20 protein-coding genes are annotated in these 16,225 nt (G+C 67.8%); 13 read left to right on the top strand and 7 right to left on the bottom strand.

Annotated elements, in window-relative coordinates:
• Positions 1 to 12: 12 nt before the first annotated feature.
• Positions 13 to 2,004 carry a glucans biosynthesis glucosyltransferase MdoH gene (mdoH, locus tag E1H18_RS00420; RefSeq protein WP_172262634.1) on the bottom strand — a complete coding sequence of 664 codons (1,992 nt, stop codon included), beginning with the start codon at positions 2,002 to 2,004 and terminating at the stop codon, positions 13 to 15.
• Between the two features lie 122 nt (positions 2,005 to 2,126).
• Here mdoH and E1H18_RS00415 point away from each other — a divergent pair, with 122 nt between their 5' ends.
• Positions 2,127 to 2,639 carry a copper-binding protein gene (locus E1H18_RS00415; protein ID WP_241735848.1) on the top strand — a complete coding sequence of 171 codons (513 nt, stop codon included), beginning with the start codon at positions 2,127 to 2,129 and terminating at the stop codon, positions 2,637 to 2,639.
• Positions 2,640 to 2,643: 4 nt separating this feature from the next.
• On the opposite strand, the gene E1H18_RS00410 is transcribed toward E1H18_RS00415, so the two are convergent.
• Positions 2,644 to 3,669: an NADP-dependent oxidoreductase gene (locus tag E1H18_RS00410; protein WP_172262632.1), complete on the bottom strand. Its 1,026-nt coding sequence runs from the start codon at positions 3,667 to 3,669 to the stop codon at positions 2,644 to 2,646.
• A gap of 114 nt (positions 3,670 to 3,783) precedes the next feature.
• On the opposite strand from E1H18_RS00410, the gene E1H18_RS00405 reads away from it, so the two are divergent.
• Positions 3,784 to 4,701 carry a Gfo/Idh/MocA family protein gene (locus E1H18_RS00405; RefSeq protein ID WP_172262630.1) on the top strand — a complete coding sequence of 306 codons (918 nt, stop codon included), beginning with the start codon at positions 3,784 to 3,786 and terminating at the stop codon, positions 4,699 to 4,701.
• Between the two features lie 3 nt (positions 4,702 to 4,704).
• Here E1H18_RS00405 and E1H18_RS00400 read toward each other — a convergent pair whose 3' ends face one another.
• Both E1H18_RS00400 and xth read right to left on the bottom strand, forming a co-directional pair.
• The gene (locus E1H18_RS00400; protein WP_172262628.1) at positions 4,705 to 5,622 is read right to left on the bottom strand and encodes a hypothetical protein; all 918 of its coding nucleotides are present in this window, start codon (positions 5,620 to 5,622) and stop codon (positions 4,705 to 4,707) included.
• A 46-nt stretch (positions 5,623 to 5,668) separates the two neighbouring features.
• Positions 5,669 to 6,457 carry an exodeoxyribonuclease III gene (gene xth / locus E1H18_RS00395; RefSeq protein ID WP_172262626.1) on the bottom strand — a complete coding sequence of 263 codons (789 nt, stop codon included), beginning with the start codon at positions 6,455 to 6,457 and terminating at the stop codon, positions 5,669 to 5,671.
• On the opposite strand from xth, the gene E1H18_RS00390 reads away from it, so the two are divergent.
• The 3 genes from E1H18_RS00390 to E1H18_RS00380 are packed head-to-tail and all read left to right on the top strand — an operon-like array spanning position 6,457 to position 7,951.
• A complete protein-coding gene (locus E1H18_RS00390; protein WP_172262624.1) occupies positions 6,457 to 6,822 on the top strand; it encodes a hypothetical protein in 366 nt (121 codons plus the stop codon). The genes xth and E1H18_RS00390 overlap by 1 nt on opposite strands.
• Positions 6,823 to 6,881: 59 nt before the next feature.
• Entirely contained in the window at positions 6,882 to 7,550 is a 669-nt protein-coding gene (locus tag E1H18_RS00385; RefSeq protein ID WP_172262622.1) for a cation transporter, read from the top strand.
• A complete protein-coding gene (locus tag E1H18_RS00380; RefSeq protein ID WP_172262620.1) occupies positions 7,547 to 7,951 on the top strand; it encodes a helix-turn-helix domain-containing protein in 405 nt (134 codons plus the stop codon). The genes E1H18_RS00385 and E1H18_RS00380 overlap by 4 nt, the downstream gene beginning before the upstream one ends.
• Here the strand turns inward: E1H18_RS00380 and erpA are convergent.
• The gene (erpA, locus tag E1H18_RS00375; RefSeq protein WP_172262618.1) at positions 7,935 to 8,267 is read right to left on the bottom strand and encodes an iron-sulfur cluster insertion protein ErpA; all 333 of its coding nucleotides are present in this window, start codon (positions 8,265 to 8,267) and stop codon (positions 7,935 to 7,937) included. The genes E1H18_RS00380 and erpA overlap by 17 nt on opposite strands.
• An 89-nt stretch (positions 8,268 to 8,356) precedes the next feature.
• Between erpA and E1H18_RS00370 the strand changes: the two genes are divergently transcribed.
• The 5 genes from E1H18_RS00370 to scpB all read left to right on the top strand — a co-directional run bounded on the left by E1H18_RS00370 (position 8,357) and on the right by scpB (position 13,050).
• Positions 8,357 to 9,541 carry a deoxyguanosinetriphosphate triphosphohydrolase gene (locus E1H18_RS00370; protein ID WP_172262616.1) on the top strand — a complete coding sequence of 395 codons (1,185 nt, stop codon included), beginning with the start codon at positions 8,357 to 8,359 and terminating at the stop codon, positions 9,539 to 9,541.
• Between the two features lie 176 nt (positions 9,542 to 9,717).
• On the top strand, positions 9,718 to 10,524 hold the full coding sequence (locus tag E1H18_RS00365; protein WP_172262614.1) for an SPOR domain-containing protein: 807 nt from the start codon (positions 9,718 to 9,720) through the stop codon (positions 10,522 to 10,524).
• The gene (gene nagZ / locus E1H18_RS00360; RefSeq protein ID WP_172262612.1) at positions 10,521 to 11,561 is read left to right on the top strand and encodes a beta-N-acetylhexosaminidase; all 1,041 of its coding nucleotides are present in this window, start codon (positions 10,521 to 10,523) and stop codon (positions 11,559 to 11,561) included. The genes E1H18_RS00365 and nagZ overlap by 4 nt, the downstream gene beginning before the upstream one ends.
• Positions 11,558 to 12,382, top strand: a complete 825-nt coding sequence (locus E1H18_RS00355) for a ScpA family protein (protein WP_172262610.1) — start codon at positions 11,558 to 11,560, stop codon at positions 12,380 to 12,382. Before nagZ ends, E1H18_RS00355 begins: the two co-directional genes overlap by 4 nt.
• On the top strand, positions 12,379 to 13,050 hold the full coding sequence (gene scpB, locus E1H18_RS00350; protein WP_172262608.1) for an SMC-Scp complex subunit ScpB: 672 nt from the start codon (positions 12,379 to 12,381) through the stop codon (positions 13,048 to 13,050). Before E1H18_RS00355 ends, scpB begins: the two co-directional genes overlap by 4 nt.
• Here scpB and E1H18_RS00345 read toward each other — a convergent pair.
• Positions 13,047 to 13,358: a hypothetical protein gene (locus E1H18_RS00345; protein ID WP_172262606.1), complete on the bottom strand. Its 312-nt coding sequence runs from the start codon at positions 13,356 to 13,358 to the stop codon at positions 13,047 to 13,049. The two genes, scpB and E1H18_RS00345, sit on opposite strands and share 4 nt — an antisense overlap.
• 298 nt (positions 13,359 to 13,656) lie before the next feature.
• Between E1H18_RS00345 and E1H18_RS00340 the strand changes: the two genes are divergently transcribed.
• The 3 genes from E1H18_RS00340 (at position 13,657) to tatC (ending at position 15,483) form a co-directional block, all read left to right on the top strand.
• Entirely contained in the window at positions 13,657 to 13,881 is a 225-nt protein-coding gene (locus tag E1H18_RS00340) for a twin-arginine translocase TatA/TatE family subunit (RefSeq protein WP_172262604.1), read from the top strand.
• 94 nt (positions 13,882 to 13,975) lie between these two features.
• The gene (tatB, locus tag E1H18_RS00335; RefSeq protein WP_172262602.1) at positions 13,976 to 14,575 is read left to right on the top strand and encodes a Sec-independent protein translocase protein TatB; all 600 of its coding nucleotides are present in this window, start codon (positions 13,976 to 13,978) and stop codon (positions 14,573 to 14,575) included.
• A complete protein-coding gene (tatC, locus tag E1H18_RS00330; protein WP_172262600.1) occupies positions 14,572 to 15,483 on the top strand; it encodes a twin-arginine translocase subunit TatC in 912 nt (303 codons plus the stop codon). Before tatB ends, tatC begins: the two co-directional genes overlap by 4 nt.
• A 59-nt stretch (positions 15,484 to 15,542) precedes the next feature.
• Here the strand turns inward: tatC and E1H18_RS00325 are convergent, their stop codons facing one another.
• Positions 15,543 to 15,989: a UrcA family protein gene (locus E1H18_RS00325; protein WP_172262598.1), complete on the bottom strand. Its 447-nt coding sequence runs from the start codon at positions 15,987 to 15,989 to the stop codon at positions 15,543 to 15,545.
• Between the last annotated feature and the right edge of the window lie 236 nt (positions 15,990 to 16,225).

Below are 16,225 nucleotides of genomic sequence, written 5' to 3'. Positions count from 1 at the left end.
GGGAAGGTTAAATCAGGCGGCGTCGCGGACCTCGTCCGACGGACCGATCGGGCGGCCGTGACGGGCGAACCAGCGGATCGGCGGCTCGCACGAGGCTCCCAGGGCCGCGCGGACGATGGCCGGCGGGCGGCGCTCTTCCGGGGTCATGAACAGGCCGTTGGCCTTGACCTTCAGGCCGGCGATCTTGTTGGCGCCCAGCATGGTCAGCGGCACAGCCAAAACGAGACCCATCAGGATCGGGATGGTGGCGGTGAACAGGTCCGGCGTGAACCAGAACATGCCGGCCAGGACCAGGCCCGTGGCGCTGATCCAGCCCATGGCGGCCGAGGCCTCCTTGAAGCTGACCTTGTCGGCGTCGCGGCGCTGGGTGGCCCAGCCGCCGACCTTGCCGGCCATGATCTCGATGATCGCCCGGGTCTGGGTGAACATCAGCATCGGAGCGACCAGGGCCGAGAGCAGCATCTCGACGGCCAGACCGGCGGCGACGCGGCGTTTGCCGCCGAAGCCCTTGGTCTCGGCCTTGCGCGAGAACACCAGGATCGAGCCCAGGATCTTGGGGCCGAACAGCAGCACGAAGGTGATGATCATGGCCCAGGCGGTGGCCTGGATCTCGCGCCAGTCGATCAGGGCATGCGCGGCCGCTTGCAGGTCGGCCATGGTGAAGGCCGCCTTCTTCAGCTCGGGCATCAGGGCGCGCGAGGTGACGCCGGCCGACAGGGCGATGAACCACAGCGGCGACAGGACGTAGCTGAGCACGCCGATCACCAGGTGCATGCGGCTCATCAGGTGCAGGCCGGGCAGGGCGATCAGCGGCAGGTGCTGGACGTTGCCGCGGCACCAGCGACGGTCGCGGGTGGCGAAGTCCAGCAGGTTCGAGGGGCTCTCCTCGTACGAGCCTTCCAGATAGGGGGCCAGGTGGACGCTCCAGCCGCCGCGGCGCAGCAGGGCGCTTTCCAGGGCGTCGTGGCTCATCACCTCGCCGCCGAACGGCTTGGGGCCGCCCAGCGAGGGCAGGCCGCAGGTCTCGGCGAAGGCGCGCGTGCGGACGATGGCGTTGTGGCCCCAGAACGAGCTCTCGGTGCCCGACCACCAGGCCAGGCCGGTCCAGGCGACGCGGCCGTACAGGCGGGTGGCGAACTGCAGGGTGCGGGCGAAGATCGTCTGGGCGTTGACGATCATCGGCATGGTCTGGATCAGACCGGCGCCGGGGTGACGCTCCATGGCGTCGGCCAGGCGGACCATGGCGTCGCCGGTCATCAGGCTGTCGGCGTCCAGGACCAGCATGTGCTCGTAGGCGCTGCCCCAGCGGCGCACCCAGTCGGCGACGTTGCCGGCCTTGCGGCCCGTGTTTTCCTTGCGGACGCGATAGAAGACGTGGCTGTGGGCTTCGCGGCGGAAGCGGGCGAAGCAGGCCTGCTCGGCCAGGGCCACCTGGGCGTCGCGGGTGTCGCTGAGGACGAAGATGTCGAAGTGGCGGCTCATGCCCGTCTCGGCGATCGAGGCGTCCATGGCGCGCAGGCGGGCGAAGACGGCGGCGGCGTCCTCGTTGTGCACGGGCATCAGGATGGCGGTGCGCGTGTGCAGCTTGGGCGTCGGGGTCTCGCTGTCGATGCCCAGTGGATCCTTGGGCTTGCCCAGCAGGATCGCGAAGCCGGCGACGGCCGTGCAGAACCACAGCGACAAAGCCAGGAACAGCGGGGCCAGCAACACCAGCACCACGCCCTCCAGGCGGGTGACGCCGCCCAGCGCGATGGTGTCGAAGGTGGCCTTCCAGCCGGCGAAGCCCATGACCAGGGTGGCGGCGGCGATGATCCAGCGGCGCAGGCGCATGTTGACGCCCAGCGCCGTGGCGCGGCGCGGGCCGCCTTGCCAGAAGCCCAGCGGCTGGACCGGCATGGCCAGCGGCGCCTCGGCCGGGATTTCCAGCGTCTGCGGGCGAACGACCTGATCGAGGGTGACGCTCGTGGAGGAGCGTACGTCGAAGAGGGCGGAACGATCGCTCATATCGTCAGATCTCGGACTTTTCCGGCGGGCCGGGCTCTCTCCGTACGCTTCGGCGTCCCGAGCCTCTTTCCGCCCCGCCGCGCGTCCGCTAGGGAACGGCCGTAGGGTTTCGTGACAGCTGCATGACGGTCGAAAGCCGGCGTGGAGATCCGCCGGGTTATTCTAGAGTAAAACTTCGATCACAAATTCGCTACCGGAAATCACGCGGATTTCGCAGTTGCGAGAAAAAACCTGGGGAATGCGCCGCGCGAGCGGCGCTCGCCGATTTGGGGAAGTGCGGTAAGTCTATGAAAACGCGTGGGTTCGTCTTGGCGCTGGCGTTGATAAGCTTGGCCGCATGCGACAAAGCTGAGCAGCAGGCGACATCACGTCCAGGCGCCGCCGAGGCTCCGATCTCCACGGAATCGCTGCCCGCCTACGACGCTCAAGGTGTGATTTCGAGCCTGGAAGGTCAGGTTCTCACGCTGGATCATGATGGTTCGGTCGCGGCGGGGCTGAAGGCGGGTCGCAACCGGTTCACCGTCTATGCCGATGTGCTGGCGGAAGCGCCGATCACGCCGGGCTCGCGGGTGAAGTTCCAGTTCAAGCAGACGCCGAGGGGCCTCGAGGTGTCGAAGCTCGAGGCCCGGGACTAGGCGACTATCCCAGCTTCACCAGCATCTTCCCCATGTTCTCACCCGAGAACAGCTTGATGAACGCGTCCGGCGCGCGCTCGACGCCGTCTTCGACCGTTTCCTTCCAGGTGATCTTGCCGGCCTTGATCCACTCGCCGATGTCCTTGGCGAACTGCGGATAGAGGTCGTAGTGGTTGGAGACGATAAAGCCTTCCAGCCGCAGGCTCTTGCCGACTGCCAGGATGATGTTGGACGGCCCCTCGGCCTTACCGGTCTCGTTATATTGCGAGATCATCCCGCACAGGGCGAAGCGGGCGAACGGGCGGGCCGAGTTGATGGCGGCTTCCAGGTGCACGCCGCCGACATTCTCGAAATAGACGTCGATGCCCTTGGGGGCGACCTTGGCCAGTTCGGCGACGACGTCGGGCGTGGCCTTGTAGTCGATGACGTGGTCGACGCCGATCGACTTCAGGAACGCGACCTTCTCCGGACCGCCGGCCGAGCCGATGACGGTGTGGCCCTTCAGCTTGGCGATCTGGCAGACGATCGAGCCGACCGCGCCGGCGGCGGCCGAGACGAACACCACGTCGCCGTCCTTCAGCGCCGCGATCTTCAGCAGGCCGACATAGGCGGTCATGCCGGGCATGCCGGCCACGCCCAGGAACGCCTGGGGCGGGACGCCTTGCGTGTCGACCTTGGTGATCGCGCCCATGCCGGCGGCGGCCAGCGCCTTGGGGTTGGCGTTGAAGGCTTCGCGCCAGCCGAACATCGAGTTGACGACGTCGCCCGGCTTGAAGTCCGGATCGTTGGAGGTGACGACCTCGCCGATCGCGCCGCCTTGCAGGGCCTGACCGATCTGGAACGGCGGCACATAGCTGGGGCGATCATACATGCGGCCGCGCATATAGGGGTCGACCGACATCCACAGGTTCTTGACCTGCACCTCGCCATCGCCCGGCGCGGGCAGTTCGACGGTGGCCAGGTCGAAGTCCGTGGTCTTGGGAACGCCCACGGGACGGCTCTTCAGGCGAATTTCGCGCGAGGTGGTCATGGTAGTCCTCCCAAGCTCTGGATGAGCGTTGCTAATTTAAACGGATGTTTAGCGCGTCCTTACGCAGGGCTCCAGTGCTTCTAAGCGACGGCGAAGCGCGGTAGACACCCGGCCATGACCCAGACTCTTAAAGCGGGCGTCGTCGGCGCCGGAGTGTTCGGCGGCTATCACGCCAAGAAGTACGCCGAGCTGGAGGGCGTGACGCTGACGGCGGTGTTCGACATCGACCTGTCGCGCGCCGAGGCGCTGGCCCAGCCGCTGGGCGCCCAGGGCTTCGACGACATGGCCGCCTTCCTGTCCGCCGTCGATGTGGTCACGGTCGCCACGCCCGCCGTCCACCACGCAGGCGCGGCGCTCGCCGCGCTGAAGGCGGGCAAGCCGGTCTATTCCGAAAAGCCCCTGGCCGTGACGCCGGGCGACGCCGACAAGATGGTCGTGGCGGCCGCCGAGCGCGGGCTGCCGCTGGCCTGCGGCCACCAGGAGCGCGTCGTTTTCCAGGCCATGGGCCTGCTGGATATCCCCGAACAGCCGCTGCGACTGGAAGCCGTGCGCCGTGGCACGCCCTCGGATCGTAATCTCGACGTCTCGGTCGTGCTGGACCTGATGATCCACGACATCGACCTGGCGCTGGCCCTTTGCGACGGCGAACCCGTGGCGGTGGAAGGCGAGGGGGGGATGACCCGCTCGACCTCGCTGGACTGGGTCAAGGCGGAAGCCACGTTCGACAACGGCTTCACCGCCGTGTTCGACAGCTCGCGCGTGGCCGAGGCCCGCGAGCGAACCATGAAGGTCGTCTACCCCTCGGGCGAGGTCGAGATCGACTTCCTGGCCCGCACCTTCCGCAACACCACGCCGTTCGCGCTGATCGAAAACTTCACCGAGACCCCGGCCGGCAAGGACCCGCTGGGCCTGTCGGTGGCGGGCTTCCTGAAGGCGGTCCGAGGCGATGCCCCGCGTCCAGTCGTCACCGGCGTGGAGGCCGCCGCGGCGCTCGACCTGGCGCTGGCGGTGGAGTGGGCGGCGGGGGCTTAAGCCTTAGTCGTCGAAAGGCAGCTCGTCCTGGTCTGCCGCGGTTTCGCGGCGGGCCTTGGAGACCGGCTTGTAGCTGGGCTCGGGCTCAGGCGGCGCCAGGACCATATCGTCTTCGTCGTCCCCCTCGTCGTCCCAAGGCGGATTGTCGAACATGTCGGGCTCGATCGGAGCCGCGACTGCCGCAGCGGCTGGCGCTGCCCCGGGGCGGGCCATGGGACGTGGCGGCGCAGCGGTGCGCGGAACGTCGTCGAAGGACGAGCGGCGGGGGATCGGCGGCGGGCCTTCGGGCAGGGGAGTCGGCGCGCGGACCTCGTCTTCCTCGTCGTCGAAAGGCTCCGGTTCGACCGCCCGAACCGGCGCGGCGACCACGGTTTCCTTGGCCGGCGCGCGCGGCGGCAGCGGACGGCGGACGATGGCCTCGCAGCGCGCCAGCCAGCGGTTGGCCTCCTGCACCAGCTCGGCCGGCGAGCGGCTTTCGCGGCGCTGGGCGTCGCCTGGGGCCCAAAGCTCCAGCGCGAAATCGGGATGGCGCGGATCGTCGAAGATCAGGCGCAGGGTCACGGTCTCGGCCTGAGGCGAGACGTGATCGATGGCCCGCCGGCCCTCGCCGCGGAACACTCGGCCCAGCACCTGGCCGTCAACCAGAAGCTCGGCGCCCATCAGTTCGTCCAGGCGGTAAACCAGGCACCAGGCGCCGCGATCCCAGGCCACGGCCAAGAGGTTCGTGGAGAACGAGAAGCCCGCGCCGCGGCCGCGACCGCGGGCCAGGATCAGGCCCTCGGGATCGCTCTTCAGCACATGACGAAGCGCCCGGCGGATCCGCCGGTCCTCATCGCCGTACCAGATGGCCAGGCTGCCCAGGAATGTCACCGCCGAGCCGGCGATGGCCACGAACAGCAAAAGACGCGCGAGCTCGCTCATAGTGGAGGGAAGCTAGCGAGAGTCCCGATTCTTCGAAAGCGGGCGGTCAGTCCCGAAAGTGACCGACCACCGGCACGTGGTCGGAGGGCTTTTCCTTGTCGCGCTCGTCGCGGTGGATGACCACGGTCTCCAGCCGGTCGGCGGCCTGGGGCGAGCACAGCAGGTGGTCGATGCGGATGCCGAGGTTCCGGGGCCAGGCGCCGGCCTGGTAGTCCCAGAAGGTGTAGCCGCCCGGCGCGCCGTCGACCTGCATATAGGCGTCGGCGAAACCCAGGTTCTTCAAGGCCCGGAACGCGCCGCGGCTTTCGGGCTGATAGAGGGCGTCGCCCAGCCAGGCCTCGGGATTGGCCACGTCTTCGGCTTCGGGGATGACGTTGTAGTCGCCCAGAATGACCAAGGGCTCCTCGAAGGCCAGCAGGCCTTGGGCGTGGGCGTGCAGGCGACGCATCCAGGCCAGCTTGTAGTCGAACTTCTCGGTGCCCAGTGGATTGCCGTTGGGCAGATAGATGCCGACCACGCGGAACGGGACCGGCGCGCCGATCACCGCCTCGACATAGCGCGACTGCTCGTCGACCTCGTCTTCGTGCAGGAGGGGCAGGCCCTTGCGAACGTCCTCGAGCGGGAACTTCGACAGCAGAGCCACGCCGTTATAGGTCTTCTGGCCATGGACCACGACGTTGTAGCCCAGGCGCTCGAAGGCCTCGGTCGGGAACTTCTCGTCGACGCACTTGATCTCCTGCAGCACGGCGACGTCGGGGGCCTCCGATTCGAACCACGCCAGGACGCCTTCCAGGCGAGCGTTGATCGAATTGACGTTCCAGGTGGCTATACGCATTGACGGCTCCAGAGTGCGGCGGGAGGCTAGGGCGTATGATCAAGGCAAGCAAACGAACGATCGACCGGAAACAGCTGGCCTTGATGGTGCTGGCGACGGGCGCTTGCGTGGGCTTGGCGGTGTTGGGCGGCATCCTGGCGATCTTCACGCCGCTGGTTTTCGATCGCTCCGGCAATCTGATGAACCCGATCGCCTGGCTGGGCTTCGTGTTCGCCGCCTCGTTCTGGGTGGTGTGCCTTCTGGCGCCGCTGGCCGGCTGGATCCTGTGGCGCAAGGGGGATCAACCGCTGGCCTGGGCCGCCATGGCCGCGCCGCTGGCCTGGGGCGCGCTGGCCCTGACCTTCCTGCAGTTCGTCCCCACCTAGCGGCTTGACCCTGTAGTCGCTTCAGGGTGCAGGCTGACCTCGTTCGATGAGGTGAAGGCATGGCCAACTGCTGCGGCGACGATCTCTGCAAGACCGACCAGCCCCCGGCGGGGCGCTGGCGGCTGGCCCTGTGGCTGGCTCTGGCCATCAACGCCGGCATGTTCGCGGTCGAGGGCGCGGCGGGGCTGCTGTCGGGTTCGGCGGCGCTGCAGGCTGACTCGCTCGACTTTCTGGGTGACGCGGCCAACTACGGCATCAGCCTGGGCGTTGCGGGCATGGCGCTGACCTGGCGGGCGCGGGCGGCAATGCTGAAGGGCGCGACCATGCTGCTGTTCGGCGGCTGGGTCGCAGGCATGACCCTGTGGGGCGTCTGGCGCGGCGAGACGCCAGAGGCGCCGGTCATGGGCGTCATTGGCCTCGCGGCGCTGATCGCCAACGCCGTGACGGCGGTGATGCTGTTCAGGTTTCGCAATGGCGACGCCAATATGCGTTCGGTTTGGATCTGCTCGCGCAACGACGCGATCGGCAATGTGGCGGTGATGCTGGCGGCGGCGGGTGTGCTGGGGACCGGCACGCGCTGGCCGGACCTGGCGGTCGCCGCCGTGATGGCCGGCCTGGCCCTGCAAGGCGGCTGGCAGATCGTGCGCCAAGCGCGCGCCGAGCTGAAGACCGCCAAGGCTCCGCCGCCGGTCTTCAAGGTCGAGGCGCGTCGACGGGAACCGGCATGACCCACGCCATCGGAGACCTGTCCCGCGCCACCCAGACCAAGGTCGAGACCATCCGTTACTACGAGCGCATCGGCCTGCTGACCGCGCCGCCGCGCACCGAAGGCAACTATCGGGCCTATGACGACGAGGCGCTGAACCGGCTGTCGTTCATCCGCCGCGCTCGCGACCTGGGCTTTTCACTGGAGCAGGTGCGCGAGCTATTGGCGCTGTCAGACGACAAGACCCAGTCCTGCGCGACCGTCGACGACTTGGCCCGCGCTCGGCTCGAAGATGTCGAGCGCAAGATCGCCGACCTGGAGGCGCTGCGGCGTGAGCTGTCGTCGCTGCTGACCCAGTGCCGCCACGGCGTGGTGTCGGACTGCCGGATTCTCGAAGCGCTTGGGCCTAGATCGAGAAGCTGACGCCGCAGCCGCAGCTGGATTTGGCGTTGGGGTTGCGGACCCGGAACTCGGCGCCGGCCAGTTCGTCGACGAAATCGATCTCCGACCCCTTCAGCAGGGCCAGGGAGACGACGTCGACCAAGGCTACCGCGTCGTCGCGCTCGACCTTCAGGTCGTCGTCCTCGACGGTGTCGACCAGGTCGAAACGGTACTGGAAGCCTGAGCAGCCGCCGCCGTCGACGGCGACGCGCAGCATCAGGCTGCGGCCCTCGTTTTGCGAGATGGCCTTGATCCGCCGTGCGGCGTTTTCGGAAAGCGTTAAGTCTAACTGGGTCATGGCTGTGGAAAAGTCACCTTCAGCCTATATGAGGGTGACGCGCCCCTTAAGGAAGGGGCCAAATCGTCCAAAGCGACCAAAGGCGGTTCATGTCCCAGGCCCCGTACTTCGTCCCCCGCGCGCCCTATGCCGAAGACCCCTCCAAGTCCAAGGGGCGTCGGTTCGTGGAGGATGAGAGCCGCAGCCGCACCCCGTTCGCCCGCGATCGCGACCGTATCATCCATACCTCGGCCTTCCGTCGCTTGAAGGAAAAGACCCAGGTCTTCGTGGCCCACGAGGGCGACAATTTCCGCACCCGCCTGACCCATTCGCTGGAAGTGGCGCAGGTGGCGCGCTCGTTGGCGACCGCCCTGGGTCTGGACAGCGACCTGGCCGAGACCATCGCCCTGGGCCATGACCTGGGCCACCCGCCGTTCGGCCACGCCGGCGAGGACGAGCTGGAAATCCAGATGCGCCCCTATGGCGGCTTCGACCACAACGTCCAGACGTTTCGGGTCGTGACCGAGCTGGAGCACCGCTATCCGGATTTTCTGGGCCTCAACCTGACCTGGGAGACCCTGGAAGGGATCATCAAGCACAACGGCCCGGTGACCAACAAGTTGGGCAAGCCCTCCTGGAAGGCCATCCAGAAGTATGACGACGAGTATCGCCTGGGTCTGGGCACCTGGGCGTCGGCCGAAGCGCAGGTAGCGGCCCTGGCCGACGACATCGCCTACAACAACCACGACGTCGACGACGGCGTCACCGCGGGCCTGTTCACCCTGGACGAGCTGATGGACGTGCCGCTGATCGGTCCGATCCTGGCGGCCGTGAAGAGCGAGCGACCCGACCTTGACGCTCGCCTGACCCACCTCGAAGCCGTACGCCGCATGATCGGCGCCATGGTCGACGACGTGATGGGCGAGACCCTGCAGCGCGCCGCCGCGACCGGCGTCGCCTCGGCCGACGACGTGCGCGGCCTGGACCACGCCCTGGTCGCCTTCTCGCCCGACATGGCCGAGGATCTGGCGCGCTTGCGCGCCTTCCTGCACGAGCGGATGTACCGTCACTGGCGGGTCAATCGCACGCGCAGCCAGGCCCGCCGTATTCTCGGCGAAATGTTCACGCTATTCCTGCGGGAGCCGGAGGTCTTGCCGACCGTCTGGTTCGCCAAGTCGCAGAACCGCGACGAAGCTGGCCGGGCCCGCGTGGTCTGCGACTATATCGCGGGCATGACCGACCGCTTCGCGATAGAAGAGCACCGCAAGCTGTTCCATCTCGACGTCTGGAATTAGGGCCTGACGGCTTCTCCAAAGACTCGGAACGGGGACGCGAGCGGCGGCTCGTCCGCCACCTGAGAGGGGCGGGCGCTTCTGGGACGCGCCGACGTTGGGTAACCTAGGGTCGCGCGCGTCTGATTCGAGCGTCCTCCCGAACAACCGATGCGCCGAGTTTTTGGAGCCTATCTGAGATGTCCGATCCGCACCGCGGGGCCTATACGCCGCCCACCGACGCGCCGCTGTCGTTCGACGCGCGTCAGCCCGTGCGCGGGTCGCGCCCGCTGCCGATGACCCTGATCATCAGCGCCGTGGTGCTGGTCACCCTGGTCGTGGCGGTGGTCATGATCTATCGCGGCGGCATCCGCGGTCCCAACGATGCGCCTCAGGCCGTGGGCTCGGAAGTCGCGCAGATGAAGACCCCGCCGCCGGCCGCCGCCCAGCCGCAGGATCCGGCCGCCGGCCTGCAGATCTACCACAACGAGGAGCCGCAGCCGTCGGCCACCTTCGCCGCGCCGCCCGAGGCGCCGGTCGCCCGTCCGGCCGTTCCCCTGAACACCGCCCCGGTGCAGACCGCCGCCCTGCCGGCCGCCAAGCCCGCCCCGACCGCGACCCAGCCGGCGACGCCGGCTGCTCGCCCGGCTCCGACCATCGAGTCCCTGGCCACCGCCGCCGCCCAGAAGCCCGCGCCGCCTAAGCCTGTCCAGGTCGCCGCCGCGACCCCGGCGCCGGCCGCGCCCAAGCCCGCCGCCGTCTCGACCGGTCCGGCCTCGGTGCAGATCGGCGCGCTGTCCTCGCCGGCTCTGGCTGACCGCGCCTGGAGCGAAGCCACCCGCCTGGCCCCCGGTCTGGCGTCGGGCAAGGGCAAGAAGGTCGAAGCGATCGACCGGAACGGCACCACGCTCTACCGCACCTCGGTGACGGGCTTCGCCAGCCGTGACGCCGCCAAGGCCTTCTGCGACGCGATCTCGGCTTCCGGTAAATCCTGCTTCGTCAAATGAGCTTGCTGATGGGCGCTTCCTCTTCCGCCGCCATTCTCGGCTGCGCCGGGACCACGCTGACGGCCGAGGAGGTCGCCTTCTTCAAGGATGTGAAGCCGTGGGGCTTCATCCTGTTCAAGCGCAACATCGCCGACCCCAACCAAGTGCGGGCGCTGACCGCGGCCCTGCGCGACACGGTCGGGCGTCCCGACGCGCCGATCCTGATCGACCAGGAGGGCGGCCGCGTCGCTCGCCTGCAGGCGCCGCACTGGCGGATCTATCCTCCGGGCCGCGCGTATGGCGAGCTGGTGGCCAACGACCCGCTGGTGGCCCGGGAGATCACCCGCCTGGGCGCACGCCTGATCGCCCACGACCTGACTTCGATGGGCGTCAATGTCGACTGCGTGCCGGTCTTGGACGTGCCTGATCCCAAGGGCCACGAGATCATCGGCGACCGCGCCTATGGCGACACCCCCGAGCAGGTGGCGACCCTGGGCCGCGCGGCGGCCGAGGGCCTGCTGGCCGGCGGCGTGCTGCCGATCATCAAGCACATCCCCGGCCACGGCCGCGCCATGAGCGACAGCCACCTGGAGCTGCCGGTCGTGAAGGCCAAGCTGGCCGAGCTGGACGCCCGCGACTTCGCGCCGTTCCGCGTGCTGTCCGACATGCCGATGGCGATGACCGCCCACGTCGTCTACACGGCCATCGACCGTAGCCGCCCGGCGACGACATCGAAGAAGGCGATCAAGAAAATCATCCGCGAATCCATCGGCTTCGACGGACTTCTGATGAGCGACGACCTGTCGATGAAGGCGCTGACCGGCGACTTCAAGCAGCGCGCCAAGGACAGCCTGTCAGCCGGCTGCGACGTCGTCCTGCACTGCAACGGCGACATGGCCGAGATGAAGGGCGTGATGTCGGGCGTCGGCAAGATGGGCAAGGAGGCGCGTCGTCGGGCTCAGGCCGTCATGGGCCGCCTGGTCAAGGTTCCGGAACCCTTCGATGTGGCCGAGGCCCGCGCCCGCTTCGATGCGGCGTTCGACGGCCGGTACGCTTGAACACGGGCTTCCAGCCCACCTTCGACTTTGCGGCCGCCGATGCGGCGGCCGAAGACGGCGCGGCCCTGGTCATCGACATCGACGGCTATGAAGGCCCGCTGCACGTCCTGCTGGCCCTGGCGCGCAGCCAGAAGGTCGACCTGCTGCAGCTGTCGATCACTCGCCTGGCCGAGCAGTATCTCTCTTTCGTCCAGCAGGCTCGCCGCGTGCGGTTCTCGCTGGCGGCCGACTATCTCGTCATGGCCGCCTGGCTGGCCTATCTGAAATCCCGTCTGCTGCTGCCCAAGCCCGAGCGCGCCAAGGCCGAAGAGCCGCCGGCCGAGGAGATGGCCGCTCAGCTGGCCTTCCGCCTGGCCAAGCTGGACGTCATGCGCAAGGCCGTCGAGGCGCTGAAGGAGCGGCCGATCCTGGCCCGCGACGTCTTCATGCGCGGTGACCCGGAGGCGGTGAAGATCGTCTCCTCGACCCGGCTGGAGGGCGACCTCTACGGCCTGATGAGCGCCTACATCACCCAGCGCAAGAAAGAGCACAGCCGCCACTACGCGCCGCGCCCGCCCACGGCCTACCCGCTGGAAGACGCCCGCGACCGACTGCGCAGCCTGTTGCCCAAGATGGACGACTGGACGGTGCTGGCCACGGTCGCCCCGATCGAGAAGGCGCTGGAGGACGAGGATGGCCCGACGCCGGCCTCCTACCTGGCCTCGACGTTGTCGGCCTCGCTGGAACTGGTGAAGGAAGGCATCCTGGAGGCCCGCCAGATGGGCGCGTTCGAGGACATCTACTTGCGCACCCGGGCTGAGCCGCTGGAAATCACCGAATGACCGCCGTCCTCGACCCGCTCTTCGTCGAACGCTGCATCGAGGCGCTGCTGTTCGCGGCGGCCGAGCCGCTGAGCGACGTCGACCTGGCCAAGCGTCTGCCGGAGGGCGCGGACGTCCGCGCAGCCATAGCCGGCCTGATGGCGCGCTACGAGGGCCGGGGGATCGAACTGGCCTGCGTGGCCGGGCGCTGGCGGTTCCAGACCGCCCACGACCTGTCGTTCCTGATGACGGAGGAGCGCGAAGAGCCGCGCCGCCTGTCCAAGGCCGCCCAGGAAACCCTGGCCATCGTCGCCTATCACCAGCCGGTGACCCGGGCCGAGATAGAGGCCGTGCGCGGTGTTCAGGCCAGTCGCGGCACCTTGGACGTCCTGCTGGAGCTGGGTCTGATCCGGATGCGGGGGCGGCGGCGCACTCCGGGCCGGCCGGTGACGTTCGGGACGACGGATGCGTTCCTGGAGCACTACGGCTTGGCGCATCTCAGCGACCTGCCGGGAATCGCCGAGATGAAGGCGGCGGGCCTGCTGGAAATGAACCTGCCGCCCGGCTTCACCGTGCCCGATCCGCTGGGCCTACGGATCGAGGAAGAGGACGCACTGGACCTGGAAGACGGCGAGGCGCCGGAATTCGCCCAGGACTTCCTGGGCGAGCCTGAGAAAGCCGAGCCCTAGGCCAGGATATCCGCCACCAGCCCCGTCTTGCTCTTGCCGTCGGGATCGCTTTGGACCTGCTCCTTGATCATGTCCTTCAGCTTCTGCTCGATGGCCTTGCGCTTCTCGGGCTCCATCGCCTTCAGCTCTTCCTCGGTGACGCCCAGCTTGGCCAGCATGGCCGCCCGCATCTTCTCTGCGGGGGTCATGGCGGCGTATTTCAGGAACTCGTCCTTCGCCGAGGTCTCACCGATCGGCGACGACGGGCTGGCCGACAGGCCGCTATAGGCGCCGGCATAGGCCGAGGAACCGATGGAGGAGATAGACATGCGCGCACTCGCGAGGTGAGGGTGCGACATCGTGCGCAAGGACCGTGCCGCAGCTCGATCTCAAGCTTTACAGAGTCTTATCGCGCGAACCTGTCAGGCAAGAGGCGAAAAGCGGTCAACTTGGCCGAGCAGAATTTGCCGACTAGCTTGGCTTTAGGGCCTCCGCAGAGGGCTGTGACGTAAATGGCTGATCCGCCACGCTTGGCTCTGCCCCAAGGGCAAGCCTATATTCGGCGAAGAGATTGTAACGACACGCCACAGGGGCTAAAGCGCCGCTGTCGCAAGGAGCACCGTCGTCATGGGTAGCATGAGTTGGATTCACTGGGTGATCGTCATCGCGATCGTCGCCCTGTTGTTCGGTGGCCGCGGCAAGCTGTCGAGCGTCATGGGTGACGCCGCCAAGGGCATCAAGGCGTTCAAGGACGGCCTGAAGGACGACACCAGCACCGAAGTCGCCGACAACAAGTCCAAGGGCGCGCTGCCGCGCACCGAGGCCGAGGCCGAAGAACTCCGCAAGTCGTAAGGCTTTCGATGACGCGCGCGGGGAGGGGTTTCTCGCGCGCGACGATCCATTTATCGCGCGGAACCCTTAAGTCCCGCTGCTCTAAGGCGCGTCCATGCTTCCTGATATCGGCGGCACCGAACTTCTCGTCATCGCCGCCGTGGCCCTGATCGTCGTCGGGCCCAAGGACTTGCCCGTCCTGCTGCGCAAGCTGGGTCAGTTCGTCGGCAAGATGAGAGGCATGGCTTCGGAATTCCGCGCCAGCTTCGACGAGATGGCCCGGCAGTCCGAACTCGAGGAGCTGCGCCGCGAGGTGCAGGCCATGCGCGAGGGCCAGTACGCCAATCCGGTCAAGGAGGCGGCCGACGCCGCCAAGGACGCCCACGTCGATCAGGTGTTCGCCGACATCGACGCCTCGCTGTCCAGCGGCGCGACCCAGATGCATCCCTACGCCGGCGCCGAGATCCACAATCCGGCCCTGACCACCGACAACGCGGTCGCGGAGCCCGTCGAGGCCGCCAAGCCCAAGCGCGCCCCGCGCAAGAAGGCTGTCGCCGAGCCGGCCGCCGCCAAGGCCGTGAAGGCTCCGGCCAAGAAGGCCGCGCCTGCCAAGAAGGCGCCGGCCGCTAAAGCTGTCGCCGCTCCGGCCGCCAAGGCTCCGCGCAAGCGCGCCGCCAAGGCCGGCGACTCCACCGCTTCGGACATCGCCTCGTGAACGACAAGACCATCGGATACGACCACGAGGACGAGATCGAGGCCTCGCGCGCCCCGCTCCTGGAGCACCTCGTCGAGCTGCGCACCCGCCTGATCATCTGCGTCGGCGCGATCGCCGTGGCCTTCGGCGTCTGCTTCGCCTTCGTGAAGCCGATCTTTCTGTTCCTGGTGCGGCCCTTCACCGTGGCCGAGGGCCTTAAGGCCATGCAGGACACGGGCGCCTCGCACGGCCACTTCGACTTGTTTCTGGCCCTGATCGGCATCAAGGCGGTGCCGGCCAGCGCGATGAAGGAGATCACGCTGCAGGCCACCGCGCCGCTGGAGCAGTTCTTCACCAACATCAAGCTGGCGGCGTTCGCCGGCATCGTGGTGGCGTTCCCGATCATCGCCTGGCAGCTGTACCGCTTCGTCGCGCCGGGCCTGTACAAGAAGGAGCGCAACGCGTTCCTGCCGTTCCTGATCGCCTCGCCGGTGCTGTTCCTGCTGGGCGCGGCGCTGGTCTATTACGTCATGCTGCCGTTCGTGCTGTGGTTCTCGCTGAGCCAGCAGATCAATGGCGACGGGGTCAAGGTCGTGCTGCAGACCCGGGTGTCGGAGTACCTGACCCTGGTCACGACCCTGCTGCTGGCCTTCGGCCTCAGCTTCCAGCTGCCGGTGGTGCTGTCGCTGGGCGGTCTGGCCGGCCTGGTGACGTCGAACATGCTGCGCACGGGCCGCCGCTACGCCATCGTCGCGGTCTTCGTGCTGGCGGCGGTCGTCACCCCGCCGGATCCGATCAGCCAGATCACGCTCGCCGTGCCGCTGTGTCTGCTCTACGAGGTGTCGATCTGGTGCGTGTGGCTGATCGAGCGTCGCCGCAAGCGCGAGGAAGACGAGGACGAAGCCGGGACGGACATCGTCGCCGTCTGACACAAAAAGGCCCCCGCGATCGTCTCGCGGGGGCCTTCTTCGTTTCGGAGCAGGGCCGGTTAGGCGGCGTCGCCGACGCGGGCCTGCAGCTGGGCCTTGGCGTTGCGGACCGTGTCGGCGACGCAGGCCTGATAGCTGATCACCGTGGCGCGCTGGCCGGCCTTGCAGACGGTCTGGGCGGCGGTGCGGATCTCGGCATGGAGCTGGTCGCGGGTCTTGCCCTTCACGGCGATGCGGACGACCGAGACGCTGCGCGCGGGCACGCCGCCGGCCTGGCGGGCGCGGTGGATCTGGGCCAGCTGGCGACGGGCGTTCAGGATCGCGCCGTCGACGCAGGCGGTGTCGTACTGGCCGCAGACGGAGTCAGCGGCGGTCTTGATCTCGCTCTGGACCTGGGTAGCGCTCTTGCCGGTGACCGAGACGCGGACTTCCGAGGTGGCGGCGGCAGCGGGGGCGGCGAGGATGGTGGCGGTCGCCAGGGCGGCGATGGCGGCGAGGGTCTTCATGGTCTCGAAATTCCTGGGATGGCCCCCGAACGGAGCCGCTAAAAAGGAAACGCGTACTGGTTAGGGCGCGGCTTTTGCGCGCTGTGGATTAAGTCCGTGTGACAAAGCGCCACTAATTTCCGTTAGTAATTAGGCCGTTCATGCGATTTTGGGTTTGATGTGGGGCAATCTCGTCCTGTTTGTGGCTGGTTTATCGAAAACAACGTTCTCGTTCGGTGTGTTTAGCGCAATGTGCA

The sequence above is a fragment of the Caulobacter sp. RHG1 genome, assembly GCF_013181195.1.
Lineage (GTDB): Bacteria > Pseudomonadota > Alphaproteobacteria > Caulobacterales > Caulobacteraceae > Caulobacter.
This window is presented reverse-complemented; position numbering and strand designations above follow the sequence as displayed.

Excerpts from the sequence above, each read along its gene's own strand:
- E1H18_RS00400 (WP_172262628.1), bottom strand. The coding sequence starts at position 5,622 with ATGAGCGAGCTCGCGCGTCTTTTGCTGTTCGTGGCCATCGCCGGCTCG.
- nagZ (WP_172262612.1), top strand. The coding sequence starts at position 10,521 with ATGAGCTTGCTGATGGGCGCTTCCTCTTCCGCCGCCATTCTCGGCTGC.
- xth (WP_172262626.1), bottom strand. The coding sequence starts at position 6,457 with ATGCGTATAGCCACCTGGAACGTCAATTCGATCAACGCTCGCCTGGAA.
- E1H18_RS00365 (WP_172262614.1), top strand. The coding sequence starts at position 9,718 with ATGTCCGATCCGCACCGCGGGGCCTATACGCCGCCCACCGACGCGCCG.
- E1H18_RS00325 (WP_172262598.1), bottom strand. The coding sequence starts at position 15,989 with ATGAAGACCCTCGCCGCCATCGCCGCCCTGGCGACCGCCACCATCCTC.
- E1H18_RS00405 (WP_172262630.1), top strand. The coding sequence starts at position 3,784 with ATGACCCAGACTCTTAAAGCGGGCGTCGTCGGCGCCGGAGTGTTCGGC.
- scpB (WP_172262608.1), top strand. The coding sequence starts at position 12,379 with ATGACCGCCGTCCTCGACCCGCTCTTCGTCGAACGCTGCATCGAGGCG.
- E1H18_RS00415 (WP_241735848.1), top strand. The coding sequence starts at position 2,127 with ATGACGGTCGAAAGCCGGCGTGGAGATCCGCCGGGTTATTCTAGAGTA.
- E1H18_RS00345 (WP_172262606.1), bottom strand. The coding sequence starts at position 13,358 with ATGTCTATCTCCTCCATCGGTTCCTCGGCCTATGCCGGCGCCTATAGC.
- mdoH (WP_172262634.1), bottom strand. The coding sequence starts at position 2,004 with ATGAGCGATCGTTCCGCCCTCTTCGACGTACGCTCCTCCACGAGCGTC.
- E1H18_RS00385 (WP_172262622.1), top strand. The coding sequence starts at position 6,882 with ATGGCCAACTGCTGCGGCGACGATCTCTGCAAGACCGACCAGCCCCCG.
- E1H18_RS00410 (WP_172262632.1), bottom strand. The coding sequence starts at position 3,669 with ATGACCACCTCGCGCGAAATTCGCCTGAAGAGCCGTCCCGTGGGCGTT.
- E1H18_RS00370 (WP_172262616.1), top strand. The coding sequence starts at position 8,357 with ATGTCCCAGGCCCCGTACTTCGTCCCCCGCGCGCCCTATGCCGAAGAC.
- E1H18_RS00380 (WP_172262620.1), top strand. The coding sequence starts at position 7,547 with ATGACCCACGCCATCGGAGACCTGTCCCGCGCCACCCAGACCAAGGTC.
- E1H18_RS00340 (WP_172262604.1), top strand. The coding sequence starts at position 13,657 with ATGGGTAGCATGAGTTGGATTCACTGGGTGATCGTCATCGCGATCGTC.
- erpA (WP_172262618.1), bottom strand. The coding sequence starts at position 8,267 with ATGACCCAGTTAGACTTAACGCTTTCCGAAAACGCCGCACGGCGGATC.
- tatB (WP_172262602.1), top strand. The coding sequence starts at position 13,976 with ATGCTTCCTGATATCGGCGGCACCGAACTTCTCGTCATCGCCGCCGTG.